11 protein-coding genes and 1 pseudogene are annotated in these 15,177 nt (G+C 59.0%); 7 read left to right on the top strand and 5 right to left on the bottom strand.

Annotation, left to right across the window (positions count from 1 at the left end):
• The first annotated feature begins 63 nt into the window (after window positions 1-63).
• Window positions 64-1,287 (top strand): NAD(P)/FAD-dependent oxidoreductase, encoded by a 1,224-nt coding sequence (locus Q7T36_RS09690; RefSeq protein WP_304847304.1) that lies wholly within the window; start codon window positions 64-66, stop codon window positions 1,285-1,287.
• Window positions 1,288-1,302: 15 nt separating this feature from the next.
• Here the strand turns inward: Q7T36_RS09690 and Q7T36_RS09685 are convergent, their stop codons facing one another.
• From Q7T36_RS09685 to mutS, 3 genes are all read right to left on the bottom strand, one after another.
• A complete protein-coding gene (locus Q7T36_RS09685) occupies window positions 1,303-1,956 on the bottom strand; it encodes a hypothetical protein (protein ID WP_304847302.1) in 654 nt (217 codons plus the stop codon).
• A gap of 787 nt (window positions 1,957-2,743) precedes the next feature.
• Window positions 2,744-3,067, bottom strand: a complete 324-nt coding sequence (gene fdxA, locus Q7T36_RS09680; protein ID WP_304847300.1) for a ferredoxin FdxA — start codon at window positions 3,065-3,067, stop codon at window positions 2,744-2,746.
• Between the two features lie 67 nt (window positions 3,068-3,134).
• The gene (gene mutS / locus Q7T36_RS09675; RefSeq protein ID WP_304847298.1) at window positions 3,135-5,753 is read right to left on the bottom strand and encodes a DNA mismatch repair protein MutS; all 2,619 of its coding nucleotides are present in this window, start codon (window positions 5,751-5,753) and stop codon (window positions 3,135-3,137) included.
• 198 nt (window positions 5,754-5,951) lie between these two features.
• Between mutS and recA the strand changes: the two genes are divergently transcribed.
• The 6 genes and pseudogenes from recA to Q7T36_RS09645 all read left to right on the top strand — a co-directional run bounded on the left by recA (window position 5,952) and on the right by Q7T36_RS09645 (window position 13,507).
• Complete coding sequence (recA, locus tag Q7T36_RS09670; RefSeq protein WP_304847296.1) at window positions 5,952-7,001, top strand: recombinase RecA; 1,050 nt, start codon at window positions 5,952-5,954, stop codon at window positions 6,999-7,001.
• A gap of 26 nt (window positions 7,002-7,027) precedes the next feature.
• Window positions 7,028-7,480: a regulatory protein RecX gene (locus Q7T36_RS09665; RefSeq protein ID WP_304847293.1), complete on the top strand. Its 453-nt coding sequence runs from the start codon at window positions 7,028-7,030 to the stop codon at window positions 7,478-7,480.
• A 111-nt stretch (window positions 7,481-7,591) separates the two neighbouring features.
• Complete coding sequence (gene alaS / locus Q7T36_RS09660; protein WP_304847290.1) at window positions 7,592-10,222, top strand: alanine--tRNA ligase; 2,631 nt, start codon at window positions 7,592-7,594, stop codon at window positions 10,220-10,222.
• An 85-nt stretch (window positions 10,223-10,307) separates the two neighbouring features.
• Window positions 10,308-11,537 (top strand): aspartate kinase, encoded by a 1,230-nt coding sequence (locus Q7T36_RS09655; protein ID WP_304847287.1) that lies wholly within the window; start codon window positions 10,308-10,310, stop codon window positions 11,535-11,537.
• Window positions 11,538-11,671: 134 nt separating this feature from the next.
• Window positions 11,672-11,851 (top strand): annotated as a pseudogene (gene csrA / locus Q7T36_RS09650) (carbon storage regulator CsrA); the annotation flags it as partial.
• A gap of 471 nt (window positions 11,852-12,322) precedes the next feature.
• Complete coding sequence (locus Q7T36_RS09645) at window positions 12,323-13,507, top strand: acetyl-CoA C-acyltransferase (protein ID WP_304847285.1); 1,185 nt, start codon at window positions 12,323-12,325, stop codon at window positions 13,505-13,507.
• A gap of 86 nt (window positions 13,508-13,593) precedes the next feature.
• Here Q7T36_RS09645 and Q7T36_RS09640 read toward each other — a convergent pair whose 3' ends face one another.
• Complete coding sequence (locus Q7T36_RS09640) at window positions 13,594-14,391, bottom strand: TatD family hydrolase (RefSeq protein ID WP_304847283.1); 798 nt, start codon at window positions 14,389-14,391, stop codon at window positions 13,594-13,596.
• A gap of 12 nt (window positions 14,392-14,403) precedes the next feature.
• Entirely contained in the window at window positions 14,404-15,165 is a 762-nt protein-coding gene (locus Q7T36_RS09635; RefSeq protein ID WP_304847281.1) for a DUF3298 and DUF4163 domain-containing protein, read from the bottom strand.
• Window positions 15,166-15,177 lie beyond the last annotated feature (12 nt).

The following is a 15,177-nucleotide window of genomic DNA, read 5'->3' as shown; positions in this document are numbered from 1 at the left end:
GTAATCTGTGGCCATTTTCGGGTACTTTTTCCCTGAATCTCAAGGCAGTGTAGGAGTTGGTGAATGGGGATGCAATCGCGACGCAACATAATCATCGCCGGAGGCAATTTTGCCGGCCTGACGCTGGCGCGTGGACTGTGCAGCAAGCACTTTCAAGTCACGGTGGTGGATCCCGGCGAAAACTTTGAATGGTATCCCAACATTCACGAATTGGTATCCCGGCACAAGTCCGCCGCACGGTTACGACATTCCCGGCGGAAAATCGTGGAGCGCCTCGGCCACCGCTTCATGCAGGCGGAAGTCACCGGCCTGGAGTGTGGACAGCAACGGATCATGACCGGTCAGGGCCAGTCGCTTCCCTTCGATGAACTGGCCCTATGCATTGGCAATGTCAGCAACATCGACCGCGTACCAGGAGCCCGCGAGTTCGCCCAGCCCTGCTCAAGTATTTCTGAGGCGGAAAACATCTCCCGTCAATTGCAGCGGCTGGACGCCCTCAACCTGCCCGAGCGGCCGGTGGTGCTGGTTGGCGCCAACTTTGTGGGGCTGGAGCTGCTGGGCGAGATTGTGCGCCGCTACCGGCGCCAATGGCGTTTCCGCCTGCATGTGGTTGATGCGCTGCCCGCCATCATGCCCGGCTATCGTGGACTGGATGCCTGGTTCCGGGAACAGTGCTCCGGCCTGGTCGTGCACTGGCATTCGGGCCGAAAAGTCAGCGCCGTCAACAGCGCCAATGTCGTGCTGGATGATGGAACCATCCTGGACAGCCGCCTGACGCTCTGGTGCGCCGGCGATATGCCGCACCCGCTTCCCGCCGCCCTGGGATTGGCGAAGCCGGGCCGGTATATTCCGGTCCACGCCACCTTGCAATCCCTGGCCGCTCCCCGGGTCTGGGTTGCGGGCGATGCGGCCGACTTTCCCGCGGCCCTCGACAAACAGGCCTTTCATGCCATCGCCATGGCTGGGCATATTGCTGCCAATTTGCGGCGTGCGCCTGGCAAGCCGCTGCAAGACTACCGCCCGCTTCCCACTCCCCGTCTGCTCAGTTTTGGCGATACCGGACTGATCCTGTTCAAGTACAGAGCCTTGGCGCACCCCTCCCTGCTGGCCGCCAAGGAAGCGGTCTATCAGGGCAATTTCAACCTGATGTCATTACCCCGGCAGACCGGCGAATGGTACAACTTGCGGGACAATTTGAAAGAAGGGTTGGTCGGGATGAATGGCATGGTGCGCCGCGCCTGGTCGGCAGGAACACTGCTGCATGCTCAACAATTTGCAGCGGTTTGAGCTATCTACTGTTGGTCATGGCACGGCGCGAACCGTAAAGGTGGTGGGGCAGTTGGGCTTGAACGAAGAGGAACACTCCGTGAACTCACCGTTTGGTTTGTAGCAAACCCGCAACTCGGTCAGCAACGGCGTGCCTTCCTGCAGATTGCAGCGCAGGTAAATCCCTTTTTCAGGCAGTCCTGTATTCAATTTCATGATGTCGGAAACCAGCTGCCCGCGATCCATGACCTGATCGCGCCCTTCCTTATTGATCTGGCTGGGCAACCGCAACCGGTTCGCCCGCGACATCAACGCCCTGAAATACTCTTGGGCGGTCATCCCGGTGCAGGAACCGTGGCGTTGCCACTCCCGGGCGCGTAATGGATCATCGGGCATTACTTTCTCCAGCACCCGTTCCTGCACCGGTGACAACTCCGGATTTTCCCGGCTGCAGTTCCGGACCCGGCGTCCGTCCTGACTTTCCGGCCAGAATCCCTGAACGATAATGGAGTAGCCCTCCTGACAGATGCGCAACTGGCGGTTTTCAGGATGGAGCTGGCAAAGCGCCGGGGCAAGACTGATCGACAAGGTATAATAATGAGGCTGAACTTGTGCGGACTCGTCCGCGCGGACGATGGCGGCAATACAGGCCGTTGTGAAGCCCAGATAACCGGCTGCCAAACGACTCATCCTCATAGCGACCCTCGATTGATCATGGTTTTTGGTTCTTGGGGAGATGATTCGCCAAAGGTACGGGGATTTGCACGCCGTCGCTGTTGGATTTTGTTAATTAGTGGTTGCGAAATTTTTACCCGGATTCGCCAATCTTCCGTTTTTCCACAACGCTTGTAGGATTTTTCCTACAAGCGTTGTCAGATTTGGCTGAATTTTCACGTAGCCAACCGCCGTTTTCACAGCGGACATTTACTGAGCACCTTGAAAAATAGATGATTTTCCTGAAACTCACTCCGCCTCCCCAAGGTTAACCTCCCGGCTGCAGCGATTGCCAGAGCCCGGCATTGTGTTAATATTATCTCAACGGAACGCAAACAGGATTGCGTGGACAGGAAGGCTCAGGAAGAGTCACAAGGCAGTTCAGGATTAGCGGGAAGCTGATAGTGCGCGGATGCACGCAGGGAGATGTCAGGAGACGTCAAAAGGGAATCGTAGGGATGCGACATTGGATAGGGAAAGGGACTGATTGCCGAGAGGCACATGGATAAGGACTGGAGACACCGGGACGTGTAGGGATGCCAACGGGATGGATACAAATCGGGGCGGATTATCCGCCCCGTTTGCATTTTTGCATTCTGAAAAAATTACCGTCTTCCTCGTTTTCTTCAAATCCCGCCCGTTTACTCCCCCTGAATGGCATACACACCACACCGCTTCCGGTGCAGCCCCCTGTCAGCCAAAATCCGGCCACAAAAAAGCCGCCGGGCTTGAACCTCGACGGCTTCTGCACATCCTGACTTTCTTACTTTTCCAGATACTTCATTTTTCCTTCCACGCCATCCCATTCCTTGGCATCGGCAGGTGCATCACCCTTTTCAGTGATATTCGGCCAGACCTGCGCCAAGTCAGCATTGAGCTTGATGAACGCTTCCTGCCCCTTCGGCACTTCATCTTCCGAAAAAATTGCGTTGGCGGGACATTCCGGCTCGCAGAGGGCACAGTCAATGCACTCGTCCGGATGGATCACCAGAAAATTAGGGCCTTCGTAGAAGCAGTCAACCGGACAAACCTCCACACAATCCTGATATTTGCACTTGATACAGTTTTCGGTAACGACAAAAGTCATGTTGTCCAGCCTCTCAACGAGACCGGCGCCCGGCCGGTCACTTAAATACGGTGAGGTATTCTAAGCGCTATCGCGCCAGCTTGTCATGCCTTAATAGCTCCCGCAGTTCATAGAGCTTGTCCATGGCGGCGCGGGGGGACAATCCGTCCACATCCAATTGCTGCAATGCCTGCTCGACAACGCTTTCCCGAACCACCGTCCTTTCCACCACCCGCTCAATCACCTCAGGCTGGGCAAACAGGTCGTTCTGCAAGGGTTCCGGCTTGTTCCTGCCCTTGCGGGCGGCCGGGCTCCGCTCCAGATCCTGCAGCTTGCGCCGCGCGGAGTCAATGACCGGCGCCGGCACACCTGCCAGGCGCGCCACCTGCAAGCCATAACTCTTGCTGGCCGGGCCGGCTGTCACCCGGTGCAGGAAGACCAGATGCTCACCCTGTTCGCTGGCAGCGACATGCACATTGATAGCGCCGGGAAAATGATCGGGCAGACCGGTCAGCTCAAAATAATGGGTCGCAAACAGGGTCAGTGCCTGCACATCCCGCACCAAATATTCGGCTGCGGCCCACGCCAGCGACAAGCCGTCGAAGGTACTAGTGCCGCGTCCGACTTCGTCCATCAGCACCAGGCTGTTCCGGGTGGCGTTCTGGAGAATGTTGGCGGTTTCAGTCATTTCCACCATGAACGTGGAGCGACCACCGGCCAGATCGTCCGCCGATCCGATCCGGGTGAAAATCCGGTCAATACTGCCGATGCGGGCCTGTTTGGCCGGGACATAACTGCCGATATGGGCCAGCAGGACAATCACCGCGCTCTGCCGCATGTAGGTCGATTTACCCCCCATGTTCGGGCCGGTGATGACCAGCAGGCGTTGCGAGGCGTCCAGCCGGGTGTCATTAGCGGTGAACGGCGTACTCAGTATCTGCTCCACAACTGGATGACGGCCTTCGCTAATGCTGACCTCCACGTCGTCCGTCAACTCAGGCGCCACCCACTCAAAACGATGGGCTCTGTCCGCCAGCGTCACCAGGACATCCAGTTCCGACAAGGCCATGGCCATGACCTGCAAATCCCCCAGATGCACCAGCAACAGATCCAGCAAGGCATCGTAAAGCAGCTTTTCCCGGGCCAAGGCCCTCGCAGAAGCGGATAAAGCCTTGTCTTCAAAAATCTTCAGTTCAGGGGTGATGTAGCGCTCGGCGTTTTTCAGGGTTTGCCGGCGGATGAAGTGCGCCGGCGCATGGTCAGCCTGGGCGCGGGTCAGTTCAATGTAATAGCCGCTGACACGGTTGTAGCCGATTTTCAGCCCGGGAATGCCGGTCGCCTCGCGCTCTCGAGCCTCCAGTTGCAGCAGGTAATCGCCGGCATTGGTGCTGATGGCCCGCAGTTCGTCCAGTTCGGCATCGTAGCCTTCGGCAATCACACCCCCGTCACGCACCACGACCGGCGGCGTCTCGACAAGGGCGCGCTCCAGCAACAACTGCAATTCCGGAAACTCACGCACTGCGTCCGAAATCCGTACATGCGCCGATGATTGCAATCCGGCCATGGCCTGCCGCAGCGCCGGCAAGGCTGACAGCACTTCCCGCAAGCGGCTGAGATCGCGGGGGCGCGCAGTCTTCAAGGCCACGCGCGCCAGAATCCGCTCAACGTCTCCCACAGGTTCCAGAGCCGCCTGCAAGGCCTCGAACCGATAGGCGGCCATCGCTTCGCCAATCGCCGCCTGCCGTTCCAATAACATCGGCCGGTCTCGCAGCGGCTGATGCAGCCAGCGCCGCAGCAGACGACTGCCCATGGGCGTCTGGCAGGCATCCAGCACCCAGGCAATGCTGCATCGTAACTCCCCCTGCAAGGTCTGGGTCAGTTCAAGATTGCGGCGGGTCACGGCGTCCAGAGTAATGAAGTCACTGCCCTGCTCCACCCGGATTCCACGCAGATGCGGCAGGCTGCTGCGCTGGGTTTCACGGGCGTAATTCAGCAAGGCCCCGGCGGCGGTAATGGCGGCCGGCATGGACTCACATCCGAACCCTTGCAGGTCCTTGACGCCGAAATGCTGGCAGAGTCCGTGACGGGCGGTTTCTGCGACAAATTCCCAAGGGGGGCGGCGGGTCACCGGCCGTTCGCCCATCCACACCTGCACCTGTGAGCCGTCCGCCACCAACACTTCTGCCGGACTGATGCGGGCCAACTCCGCCTCCAGTGACTCCGCAGAAAGTTCCGCTTCCAGCACTGTAAAGCGGCCGCTGCCCATATCCAGCACTGCCAGGCCCAATGCATCCCGCGAGGCATGTACTGAAAGCAGCAGGTTTTCACGACGGCTGTCGAGCAAGGCCTCGTCACTGACCGTCCCCGGCGTCAGGATACGGCTGACCTGGCGCTCCATCGGCCCCTTGCCGGTTGCCGGATCACCCACTTGCTCACAGATGACCACGGTTTCCCCAAACCGCACCAACTTGGCCAGATAGCCTTCCACAGCATGATAAGGCACACCCGCCATGGGAATGGGATTGCCGGCGCTCTTGCCGCGATGGGTCAGGGTGATGTCCAGCAACCGGGCCGCCTTGTGGGCATCGTCAAAGAACAACTCATAAAAGTCGCCCATGCGGTAGAAGACAATGGCATGAGGATGATCGGCCTTGAGACGCAGGTATTGCTGCATCATCGGTGTGTGGTCGTCGAAAGCGGTGGTCATGGCAAACAGGTCTCTAAAACGGACTTCAGGGAGCGCCGGGCATTCTAGCAGGCTCCTTGCCGCCTGACGTATTCACGATCAAACCCAAACGCGTCAGCCTGTGTCGCACGACAATATCTGACCACTAGCCAGCATCTACTGAACGTGGCACGATACGCCCCACAATGACAACCCAAACCTGAACTTAGGAGAAATACTATGGATGAGAACAAGCGCAAGGCCCTGACAGCCGCCCTTTCCCAGATTGAAAAGCAATTCGGCAAGAACTCCGTAATGCGTCTCGGTGATCAACCTACCGAACTCATTCAAGCCATTTCCACCGGCTCGCTGGGCCTGGATATCGCCCTCGGTATCGGCGGCCTGCCCAAGGGCCGTATTGTCGAAATCTACGGTCCGGAATCTTCCGGCAAAACCACGCTGACCCTGCAAGTGATTGCCGAGTGCCAACGCGCCGGCGGCACCGCCGCTTTCGTGGATGCCGAACACGCCCTTGACCCGTCCTATGCCAAGAAGCTGGGTGTTGATGTCGACAACCTGCTGGTTTCGCAGCCTGACAATGGCGAACAGGCGCTGGAAATCGCCGACATGCTGGTGCGCTCCGGTGCAGTGGACGTGATCGTCATCGACTCCGTGGCTGCCCTGACCCCCCGCGCCGAAATTGAAGGCGAAATGGGTGACTCGCACATGGGTGTGCAGGCCCGCCTGATGTCGCAGGCGCTGCGCAAAATCACCGGTAACGCCAAGCGCTCCAACTGCCTGGTGGTGTTCATCAACCAGATCCGCATGAAGATCGGCGTCATGTTCGGCAGCCCGGAAACCACCACCGGCGGCAATGCGCTGAAATTCTACGCCTCGGTGCGTCTGGACATCCGCCGCATCGGCCAAGTCAAGGACGGTGATGAAGTCGTTGGCTCTGAAACCCGCGTCAAGGTCGTCAAGAACAAGGTGGCCCCGCCCTTCCGCGAAGCCGAATTCCAGATCATGTACGGTGAAGGCACCAACCGCCTCGGCGAACTGGTCGACCTCGGGGTGAAGCAGGACATCATCCAGAAATCCGGCGCCTGGTATGCCTACAAGGGCAATAAGATCGGTCAGGGCAAGGCCAACGTCATCAAGCACTTTGAAGAACATCCGGCCATTGCCGAAGAGATCGAAGCGGAAGTCCGCAACCAGTTGCTGTCCTTGCCTGCCCCGGCAGGTCAGGTCGAGGAACCGGATTCCGCCGAGTTTGAGCCGGCTGACCACTGATCCGGCGAGCTCAGGGAATGAGTGAAATGCCCTCCCCGCTGAGCCCGGTTGCCTTGCGCAGTCGGGCTTTGGCGTTTTTGTCACGGCGGGAACATACACGGCAGGAGTTGTACGAAAAACTGTCCTCGCTGGGAGGATCTGCCGAGGTGATCAACGCCATTCTTGATGAGTTTGCCGAGCGGCACTGGCAAAGCGATCCGCGTTTTGCCGAGGCTTATGTCCGCCAGGAAAGCCGCAAAGGCCAAGGACCGCTGAATATTAGGCAATCGCTGAAACAACGCGGGGTGGACGAATCGCTGATTGCCGAAGTGCTGGCGAACGAAGACTGGTTTGAGTGGGCGCGCCAGACCCGGCAGCGCAAATTCGGCGAGGACATCCCGGCCGACCGCAAGGAACAGGCCCGGCAGCTGCGCTTTCTGCAATACCGGGGCTTCAGCTCGGATCAATGCCGCAAGGCCATGCGCAAGGCGGACGACTGAACAAACACCGCCGCGTCGCAAAAACCCGCCAAACACCCTCCCCGCTGCGCCATAACCCGCTATAATCTACCCCTTTTTTGAAAACGCCGTTCCCACGGAGCCCGCCAGCCCATGCGCACCAGTGCCGATATTCGCGAAGCCTTCCTTGCTTTCTTTGAGGGCAAAGGACATACCCGCGTCGCTTCCAGTTCGCTGATTCCCGCGAATGACCCCACGCTGCTGTTTACCAACGCCGGTATGAACCAGTTCAAGGACTGCTTCCTCGGTCTGGACAAGCGCCATTACACGCGTGCGGTCAGCTCCCAGAAATGCGTGCGCGCCGGCGGCAAGCACAACGACCTTGAAAACGTCGGCTACACCGCCCGCCATCACACCTTCTTCGAAATGCTGGGCAACTTCAGCTTTGGCGATTATTTCAAGCGCGACGCCATTACTTACGCTTGGGAATTCCTGACTTCGCCAAAATGGCTGGCCATTCCGACGGAGCGGCTATGGGTCACGGTTTACGCCAGCGATGACGAAGCCTATGACATCTGGCACAAGGAAGTCGGCATCCCTGCCGAGCGCATGATCCGCATCGGCGATAACAAAGGCGCGCCTTACGCCTCTGACAATTTCTGGGCAATGGGCGACACCGGCCCCTGCGGCCCCTGCACCGAGATTTTCTACGATCACGGCGCTGACATCTGGGGCGGCCCTCCCGGTAGCCCGGAAGAAGACGGCGATCGCTACATCGAGATCTGGAACAACGTCTTCATGCAGTTCAACCGCACCGCTGACGGCGTGCTGCATCCGCTGCCCGCACCCTCGGTGGACACCGGCATGGGCCTGGAGCGCATCTCCGCCGTGATGCAGCATGTGCACAGCAACTACGAAATCGACCTGTTCCAGAAGCTGCTGGATGCCGCCGCCAACGCTATCGGTTGCGCCAATGAAAGCCAGCCTTCGCTGCGTGTCGTTGCCGACCATGCCCGCTCCTGTTCCTTCCTGGTGGCCGACGGCGTGGTGCCGAGCAATGAAGGCCGGGGCTATGTGCTGCGTCGCATCATTCGCCGCGCCTGCCGCCACGGCAACAAGCTGGGAGCTACCGGTGCCTTCTTCTTCCGCATGGTGGAAGCATTGGCTGATGTGATGGGCTCCGCCTATCCGGAACTGGTGGAACGCAAGCAGTACATCGAGCGCATTCTTAAACAGGAGGAAGAAAAATTTGCCTCTACGCTTGAGCAGGGACTAAAAATTCTTGAGGCTGACATTGCTGAACTTAAGGGAGATATCATCCCCGGCAAGATTGCGTTCAAGTTATACGACACTTACGGCTTCCCGTTGGATCTTACCGGCGACATCGCCCGTGAACGCAAACTCAGTATAGATGAGGCTGGCTTCAATAAGTGCATGGATGAACAGCGCCGTCTCTCACGCGAAGCCGGAAAGTTCCGCCTCGACTACAACAGCCTGATCAAAGTGGACAGCGAGACCGTCTTCACCGGATATGAAGGCATCAAGGGCAGCGGCAAAGTACTGGCCCTCTTTGTGGGTGAGAACCAGGTCGGAAAACTGAATGAAGGCGACGAGGCCGTGGTCATTCTGGATCACACCCCCTTCTACGCCGAATCCGGCGGCCAGGCCGGCGACACTGGCTTCCTGACCGGCCCCAACGCCCGTTTTGAAGTGCGCGACACCACCAAGGTCGGCGGCGCGTTCCTGCACCACGGCATTATCACCATGGGTCACCTGCACGCCGGGGACTTGGTCGAGGCCGAGGTGCGCGCTGACCTGCGCCTGCGCACCGCCCGCAATCACTCCGCCACCCACCTGCTGCACGCCGCCCTGCGCCAGACGCTGGGCACCCATGTGCAGCAGAAGGGTTCGTTGGTTTGCGCTGACTACCTGCGTTTCGATTTTTCGCATCCGGAAGCGGTCACCGCTGGGCAAATGGCGGAGATTGAGCGTCTGGTCAATGAACAGATCATCCTCAACACCGCTGTCGCTACCGAAGTCACCGACATTGACACCGCCAAGGCCAAAGGTGCCATGGCACTGTTCGGCGAGAAGTATGGCGACAGCGTTCGTGTATTAAGCATGGGCTCCGGCAACTTCTCGGTGGAACTGTGCGGCGGCACCCACGTCAGCCGTACCGGCGACATCGGCCTGCTGAAAGTCACCAGTGAAGGCGGCGTGGCGGCAGGCGTCCGTCGGATCGAGGCCCGCACCGGTGACGGCGCACTGGCCTGGCTGAACGAAGGCGAAGCCGCGCTGAGCAGCATCGGCCAGCTGGTCAAGGGCAATCGCCTGACTGCCGCCGAAAAGGTGCAGCAGCTCAGTGAGCGCGCCCGCGAACAAGAAAAGGAAATCGATCGCCTCAAGGCCAAGCTCGCCTCCAGCGCCGGGAACGACCTGCTGTCGCAAGTGCAGGATATCGGCGGCGTCAAGCTGCTGTCCGTGAAACTGGACGGCGCTGACAGCAAGTCGCTACGTACCACGCTGGATCAGTTGAAGAACAAGCTCGGCTCCGGCGTTATCGTGCTGGCGACGGTCGAAGGCGACAAGGCCACGGTTATCGCCGGCGTCACCGCCGACCTGACCAACCGCTTCAAGGCCGGTGACATTGTGCAGAATGTCTCGGCACAGTTGGGCGGCAAGGGCGGCGGACGCCCCGACATGGCCCAGGGCGGCGGCACCGACATTGCCGCCCTGCCCCAGGCTCTCGCTGCGGTGGCAGGCTGGATCAAGGAACGCAGTTAAGAACTAACCGGGAACGGCCTGCCGTTCCCACCGGTCGGGCAAACATTGTTCCGGCCTTAAATCGGCAACGACACAAGGCACTATCATGGCACTGATCGTACAGAAATACGGCGGCACCTCCGTCGGCTCCCCGGAGCGCATTATGGCCGTCGCCGAGCGCGTGCAGCGCTGGCACTCGCAGGGTCACGACATCGTGGTCGTGGTTTCGGCGATGAGCGGCGAGACCAACCGTCTGATCGGACTGGCCAAGGCCATTACCGCCGATCCGGACCCCCGCGAACTGGACCAGATGGTCTCCACCGGCGAACAGGTCACCATCTCGCTGTTGGCGATGGCGCTGCAAAAGCTGGGTCTGTGCGCCAAGTCGCTGACCGGCGCCCAGGTTGCCATCCGCACCGACAGCGCCTTCACCAAGGCCCGCATCGAGTCCATTGATGACACCCTGATGCGCGCCGAACTGGCGAAACGCAACGTCATCATTGTGGCCGGCTTTCAGGGCGTGGATTCTGAAGGCAACATCACGACGCTGGGCCGCGGTGGCTCCGACACCACCGGCGTCGCCCTCGCCGCCGCCCTCAAGGCTGACGAATGCCAGATCTATACCGATGTCGACGGCGTTTATACCACCGACCCGCGTGTGGTGCCGCAAGCTCGCCGTATGGACAAGATCACCTTCGAGGAAATGCTGGAAATGGCTTCCCTCGGCTCCAAGGTGCTGCAAATCCGCTCGGTTGAATTCGCCGGCAAATACCAGGTTCCCCTGCGCGTGCTTTCCAGCTTCGGCGAAGGCGAAGGCACCCTCATTACCACTGAATCCGAGGTCACTATGGAACAACCCGTCATCTCCGGCATCGCCTTCAACCGCGACGAAGCCAAACTGACCGTGCGCGGCGTGCCCGACCTGCCCGGCATCGCTTTCCGTATCCTGGGCCCCATCGGCGACGCCAATATCGAAGTGGACATGATTGTGCAGAACGTCGCCGCTGACAACACCACCGACTTCACCTTCACCGTGGCGCGCGGCGACATGAAGAAGGCGTTGGGTGTGCTGGAAGGCGTCGCCAAGGATATCGGTGCGCGTGAAGTCACGTCCGATGACAAGATCTGCAAGGTGTCGATGGTGGGTGTGGGCATGCGTTCGCACGCCGGCGTCGCAGGCAAGATGTTCGGCGTGCTGGCCAAGGAGAACATCAACATACAGATGATTTCCACTTCCGAAATCAAGATTTCCGTGGTTGTGGAAGAGAAGTATCTGGAACTGGCCGTGCGCGCGCTGCACACCGAATTCGGTCTGGATGCTCCGGCAAAAGCCTGATTGTTGCAAACGCGTCGATTTGCCGGTTATTCGTCCGGCAAATCGACATTTACCCCGTTTATCTTTTATCCACCTTCAGTCATACTCGGATGACCTGTTGTTTGTCGGGATAAAAAAACTCAAGGAGTCTTTCCATGTTGATTCTTACGCGCCGTGTCGGCGAAACCCTGATGATTGGTGATGAAGTCAGTGTGACTGTCCTGGGTGTCAAGGGCAACCAGGTTCGCATTGGCGTGAATGCCCCCAAGGAAGTGGCGGTACACCGTGAAGAGATCTACCAGCGCATCCAGCGCGAAAAGGTCATCAGTCAGCATCAGGACATGGAAGACTAATCCGGTTTTCCTTTTCCCTGAATGCCTGTAAAGAAAAACCCGGACTCTGCTTATCCCTGCGGAGTCCGGGTTTTTTTACCGCTTGTAATTTGAACTTCCTGTTAGACCGTCCTGGCATTCCCGCAGCGATATCCTTCCCTACTTACATCCTGTCAGCCCCCTATGCTGCAATGGCTGTGTTTCGATCCTGAAACATCTGCTATCCCTACCCTGTCTTCCTGCTTCCTTGTGGCTCCTGCCTTGCGCATTCATCCTTCAGGCCATCCGTGCCGTGTTCCCTTGCGCTATGGGTGCATTATCTGGCATGCAGCGAGCTGCGGGAAGTCGCCAATTCGGCAATGCTTGTAGGATTTTTCCTACAAAACCCTGTCGTTTATGCCTACACGCTATGCAATCCGGAATTTCGTCCTATAATCGCCGTCACGTTTTAGTACTGATGCCTGGAGAAAACCCATGAGTCACCATGATCCTGTAGTTATCGTCAATGGCGCCCGCACCCCGATGGGCGGGTTTCAAGGCTCACTGAGCAGCGTCACCGCCACTGATCTGGGCGCGGTCGCCATTCGCGAAGCCGTTGCCCGCGCCGGTATTGCCCCGGAAGATGTACAGGAAGTGGTCATGGGCTGTATCCTCACTGCCGGCCTGAAGCAGGGCCCGGCGCGTCAGGCCTCGCTGAAGGCCGGTCTGCCCAACGCCGCTGGTTGCACCACCGTCAACAAGTTGTGCGGTTCCGGCATGCGCGCCACCATGTTCGCCCACGACATGATTCTGGCTGGCACCGTGGATATCGCTGTCGCCGGCGGCATGGAGTCCATGTCGAACGCCCCCTATATTCTGCCGAAGGCCCGCGCCGGTTACCGCATGGGTCACGGCGAAATCAAGGACCACATGTTCCTCGATGGTCTGGAAGATGCCGAGACAGGCCGTCTGATGGGTTCCTTCGCCCAGGACATGGCCGACAAGTTGGGCTACACCCGCGAACAAATGGACAACTTCGCCATTACTTCCCTGAAGCGCGCCCAGCAAGCCATTGCCGCCGGTCATTTTGCAGCGGAAATTGTGGGTGTGCCGGTCCAGAGTCGCAGCGGTGAAACCCTGGTGACCATTGATGAACAGCCCGGCAACGCCAAGCTCGACAAGATTCCGACATTGAAGCCCGCCTTCTCCAAGACCGGCACCATTACCGCCGCGAACGCCAGCTCCATCTCCGACGGCGCATCCGCCTTGGTGCTGATGAAGGAAAGCACCGCCAAGGCGCGCGGCCTGACACCGCTGGCGCGCATCGTTGGCCACAGCACCCAGTCGCAACACCCCAGCGAGTTCACCATTGCCCCGATCGGCGCGTTGACGAACCTGTTCAAGAAAACCGGCTGGACGGCGGAGTCCGTGGACCTGTATGAACTGAATGAAGCTTTCGCGATGGTGACCATGGGCGCCATGGATGCGCACAAGATCCCGCACGACAAGGTCAATATCTACGGCGGCGCATGCGCCCTGGGCCACCCGGTCGGCTCCTCCGGCTCGCGCATAATCCTGACGCTGATTCATGCCCTGAAGCAGACCGGCGGCAAGCGCGGTGTGGCTTCGCTGTGCATCGGCGGCGGCGAGGCAACGGCAGTCGGAGTCGAACTGATCTGACGACCGCAGCGGTGACGATCACTTCGTGTGATCGTCACCGTCATGTACAACACTGGCCTTTCCTTGAACCTGCTGCCACACCCGAATCAAACCAGCCTCAAGACCTCCTCGCTGTTCTTCCGAAGCACTCCGCACAGAGTTTCCAACGAAACTTGCTTGGCCTCCGCCAATGCAGCCGCCACCAACGGCAGGAATTCGGGAGAGTTGCGCGTTTTCCCGGAATCGCTGTTTCGCCTGGACTGCGGAATCATGTCCGGAGCATCCGTTTCAATGACCAGCGCTTCCAGCGGCATAGCTGCCACGACGGCATGCAGCCTTTTAGCCTGGGCATACGTCAGGGAACCGCCAATTCCCAACTTGAATCCCAGCCGGTAATAATGCCGGGCCTCCTCCACCCCGCCGGAAAAGGCATGAACTATGCCCCCGTTTTGAAAACCCTGTTCCTTCAACAACCGGAATATATCGGCGTGGGCCTTGCGAACATGAAGAATGACTGGCTTGTCGTGCTGACGTGCAAGTTGAAGCTGGCCGCAAAAAAAATCCTGCTGCTTCCTGTAAAGATCCGGTTCCTTGAGTTCCGGCACATAGGTATCCAGGCCGATTTCCCCAATAGCCACGCAGACATGACGCCTTAGCAGGGCATCCAGTTGTTCCAGATGCTCCGGCTGGTGCTGACGGATATAGCAGGGGTGAAGGCCGGGCGCAGCCAGCAACCGGGGTTGTGAAATGGTCTGGCAGACCTCCAGCAGATGCCCCCAGCGCTGCGCCAGATAACCGGGGATGACGATCGCCTCTACACCCGCCTGAAATGACCGGGCAGCGACTTCCGGGCGATCGCCATCAAAGTCTTCAACATCAAAATGACAATGGGTATCGATCCACATCGGCCGGCCCCGTTACCGCAGGTATTCCGGCTTCACCAGCTCCGCCAGCTTATCTTTGGGCAACAGGAATTCCGGCTGTCCGAAAGCATAGGGACCCAGCTCGTAGTTCTGGTACTTCAACACAATACCCTTGTCCGTGAGGGCGAAATTATCCGTTTCATGGAATGGCCAGGTCTGGGAAAATTCAGCATCCGCCACCTCCATCTCCTTGAGCCAGGCCGCATGCAGGCTCTGGGCCAGTGCCTTGAACGCTGTTTCCTTGCCAGGGATCAGCACATCAGCCAGAGCCAGCCGCTTGTTGGCCTGACGACGGTCCAGATTCAGGAAACGGGTGGCGGAAATGCCATGGGCCCCGCCGGTGTAGGTGTAATTATCCAGTTGCAGGGTCAGTATTGGTCCGGCCTGATGCAGCACCTTGCTTTGCAGGGATATGTTCCATTGCTTGTCGGTTTTTGGCCAGAACGCCGCCGAGAGCGTTTCAATCGTATCAAAATGGGCAGGTTTATCATCGAGCGGGACCAGATTGACCAACTCCACCTCAGCCAGGGCATCAATACCCTTGTCGGCGACACGCTGCAGTTCAACCTCAATCCATGGGCAGTCCTTGCCCTTGCAACCGGGACGGACATGTTTCCAGACTTCGGGGATGACCGTCAGCGGAGCATAGACCGGGGCGGCAGGCGCGATGACCTGGGGCGGAGGTGGAGGCGGCGCCGGATCATCACAGCCTGCCAACATCAGCACCAGCATCAATCCGGCCATCCGGTTACGCATGATTCTCTCCTT

It is taken from the genome of Fluviicoccus sp. (genome assembly GCF_030646115.1).
Lineage (GTDB): Bacteria > Pseudomonadota > Gammaproteobacteria > Pseudomonadales > Moraxellaceae > Fluviicoccus.
Note: the sequence above shows the minus strand (reverse complement) of the source record. Positions and strands in the feature narration are given on the sequence as shown.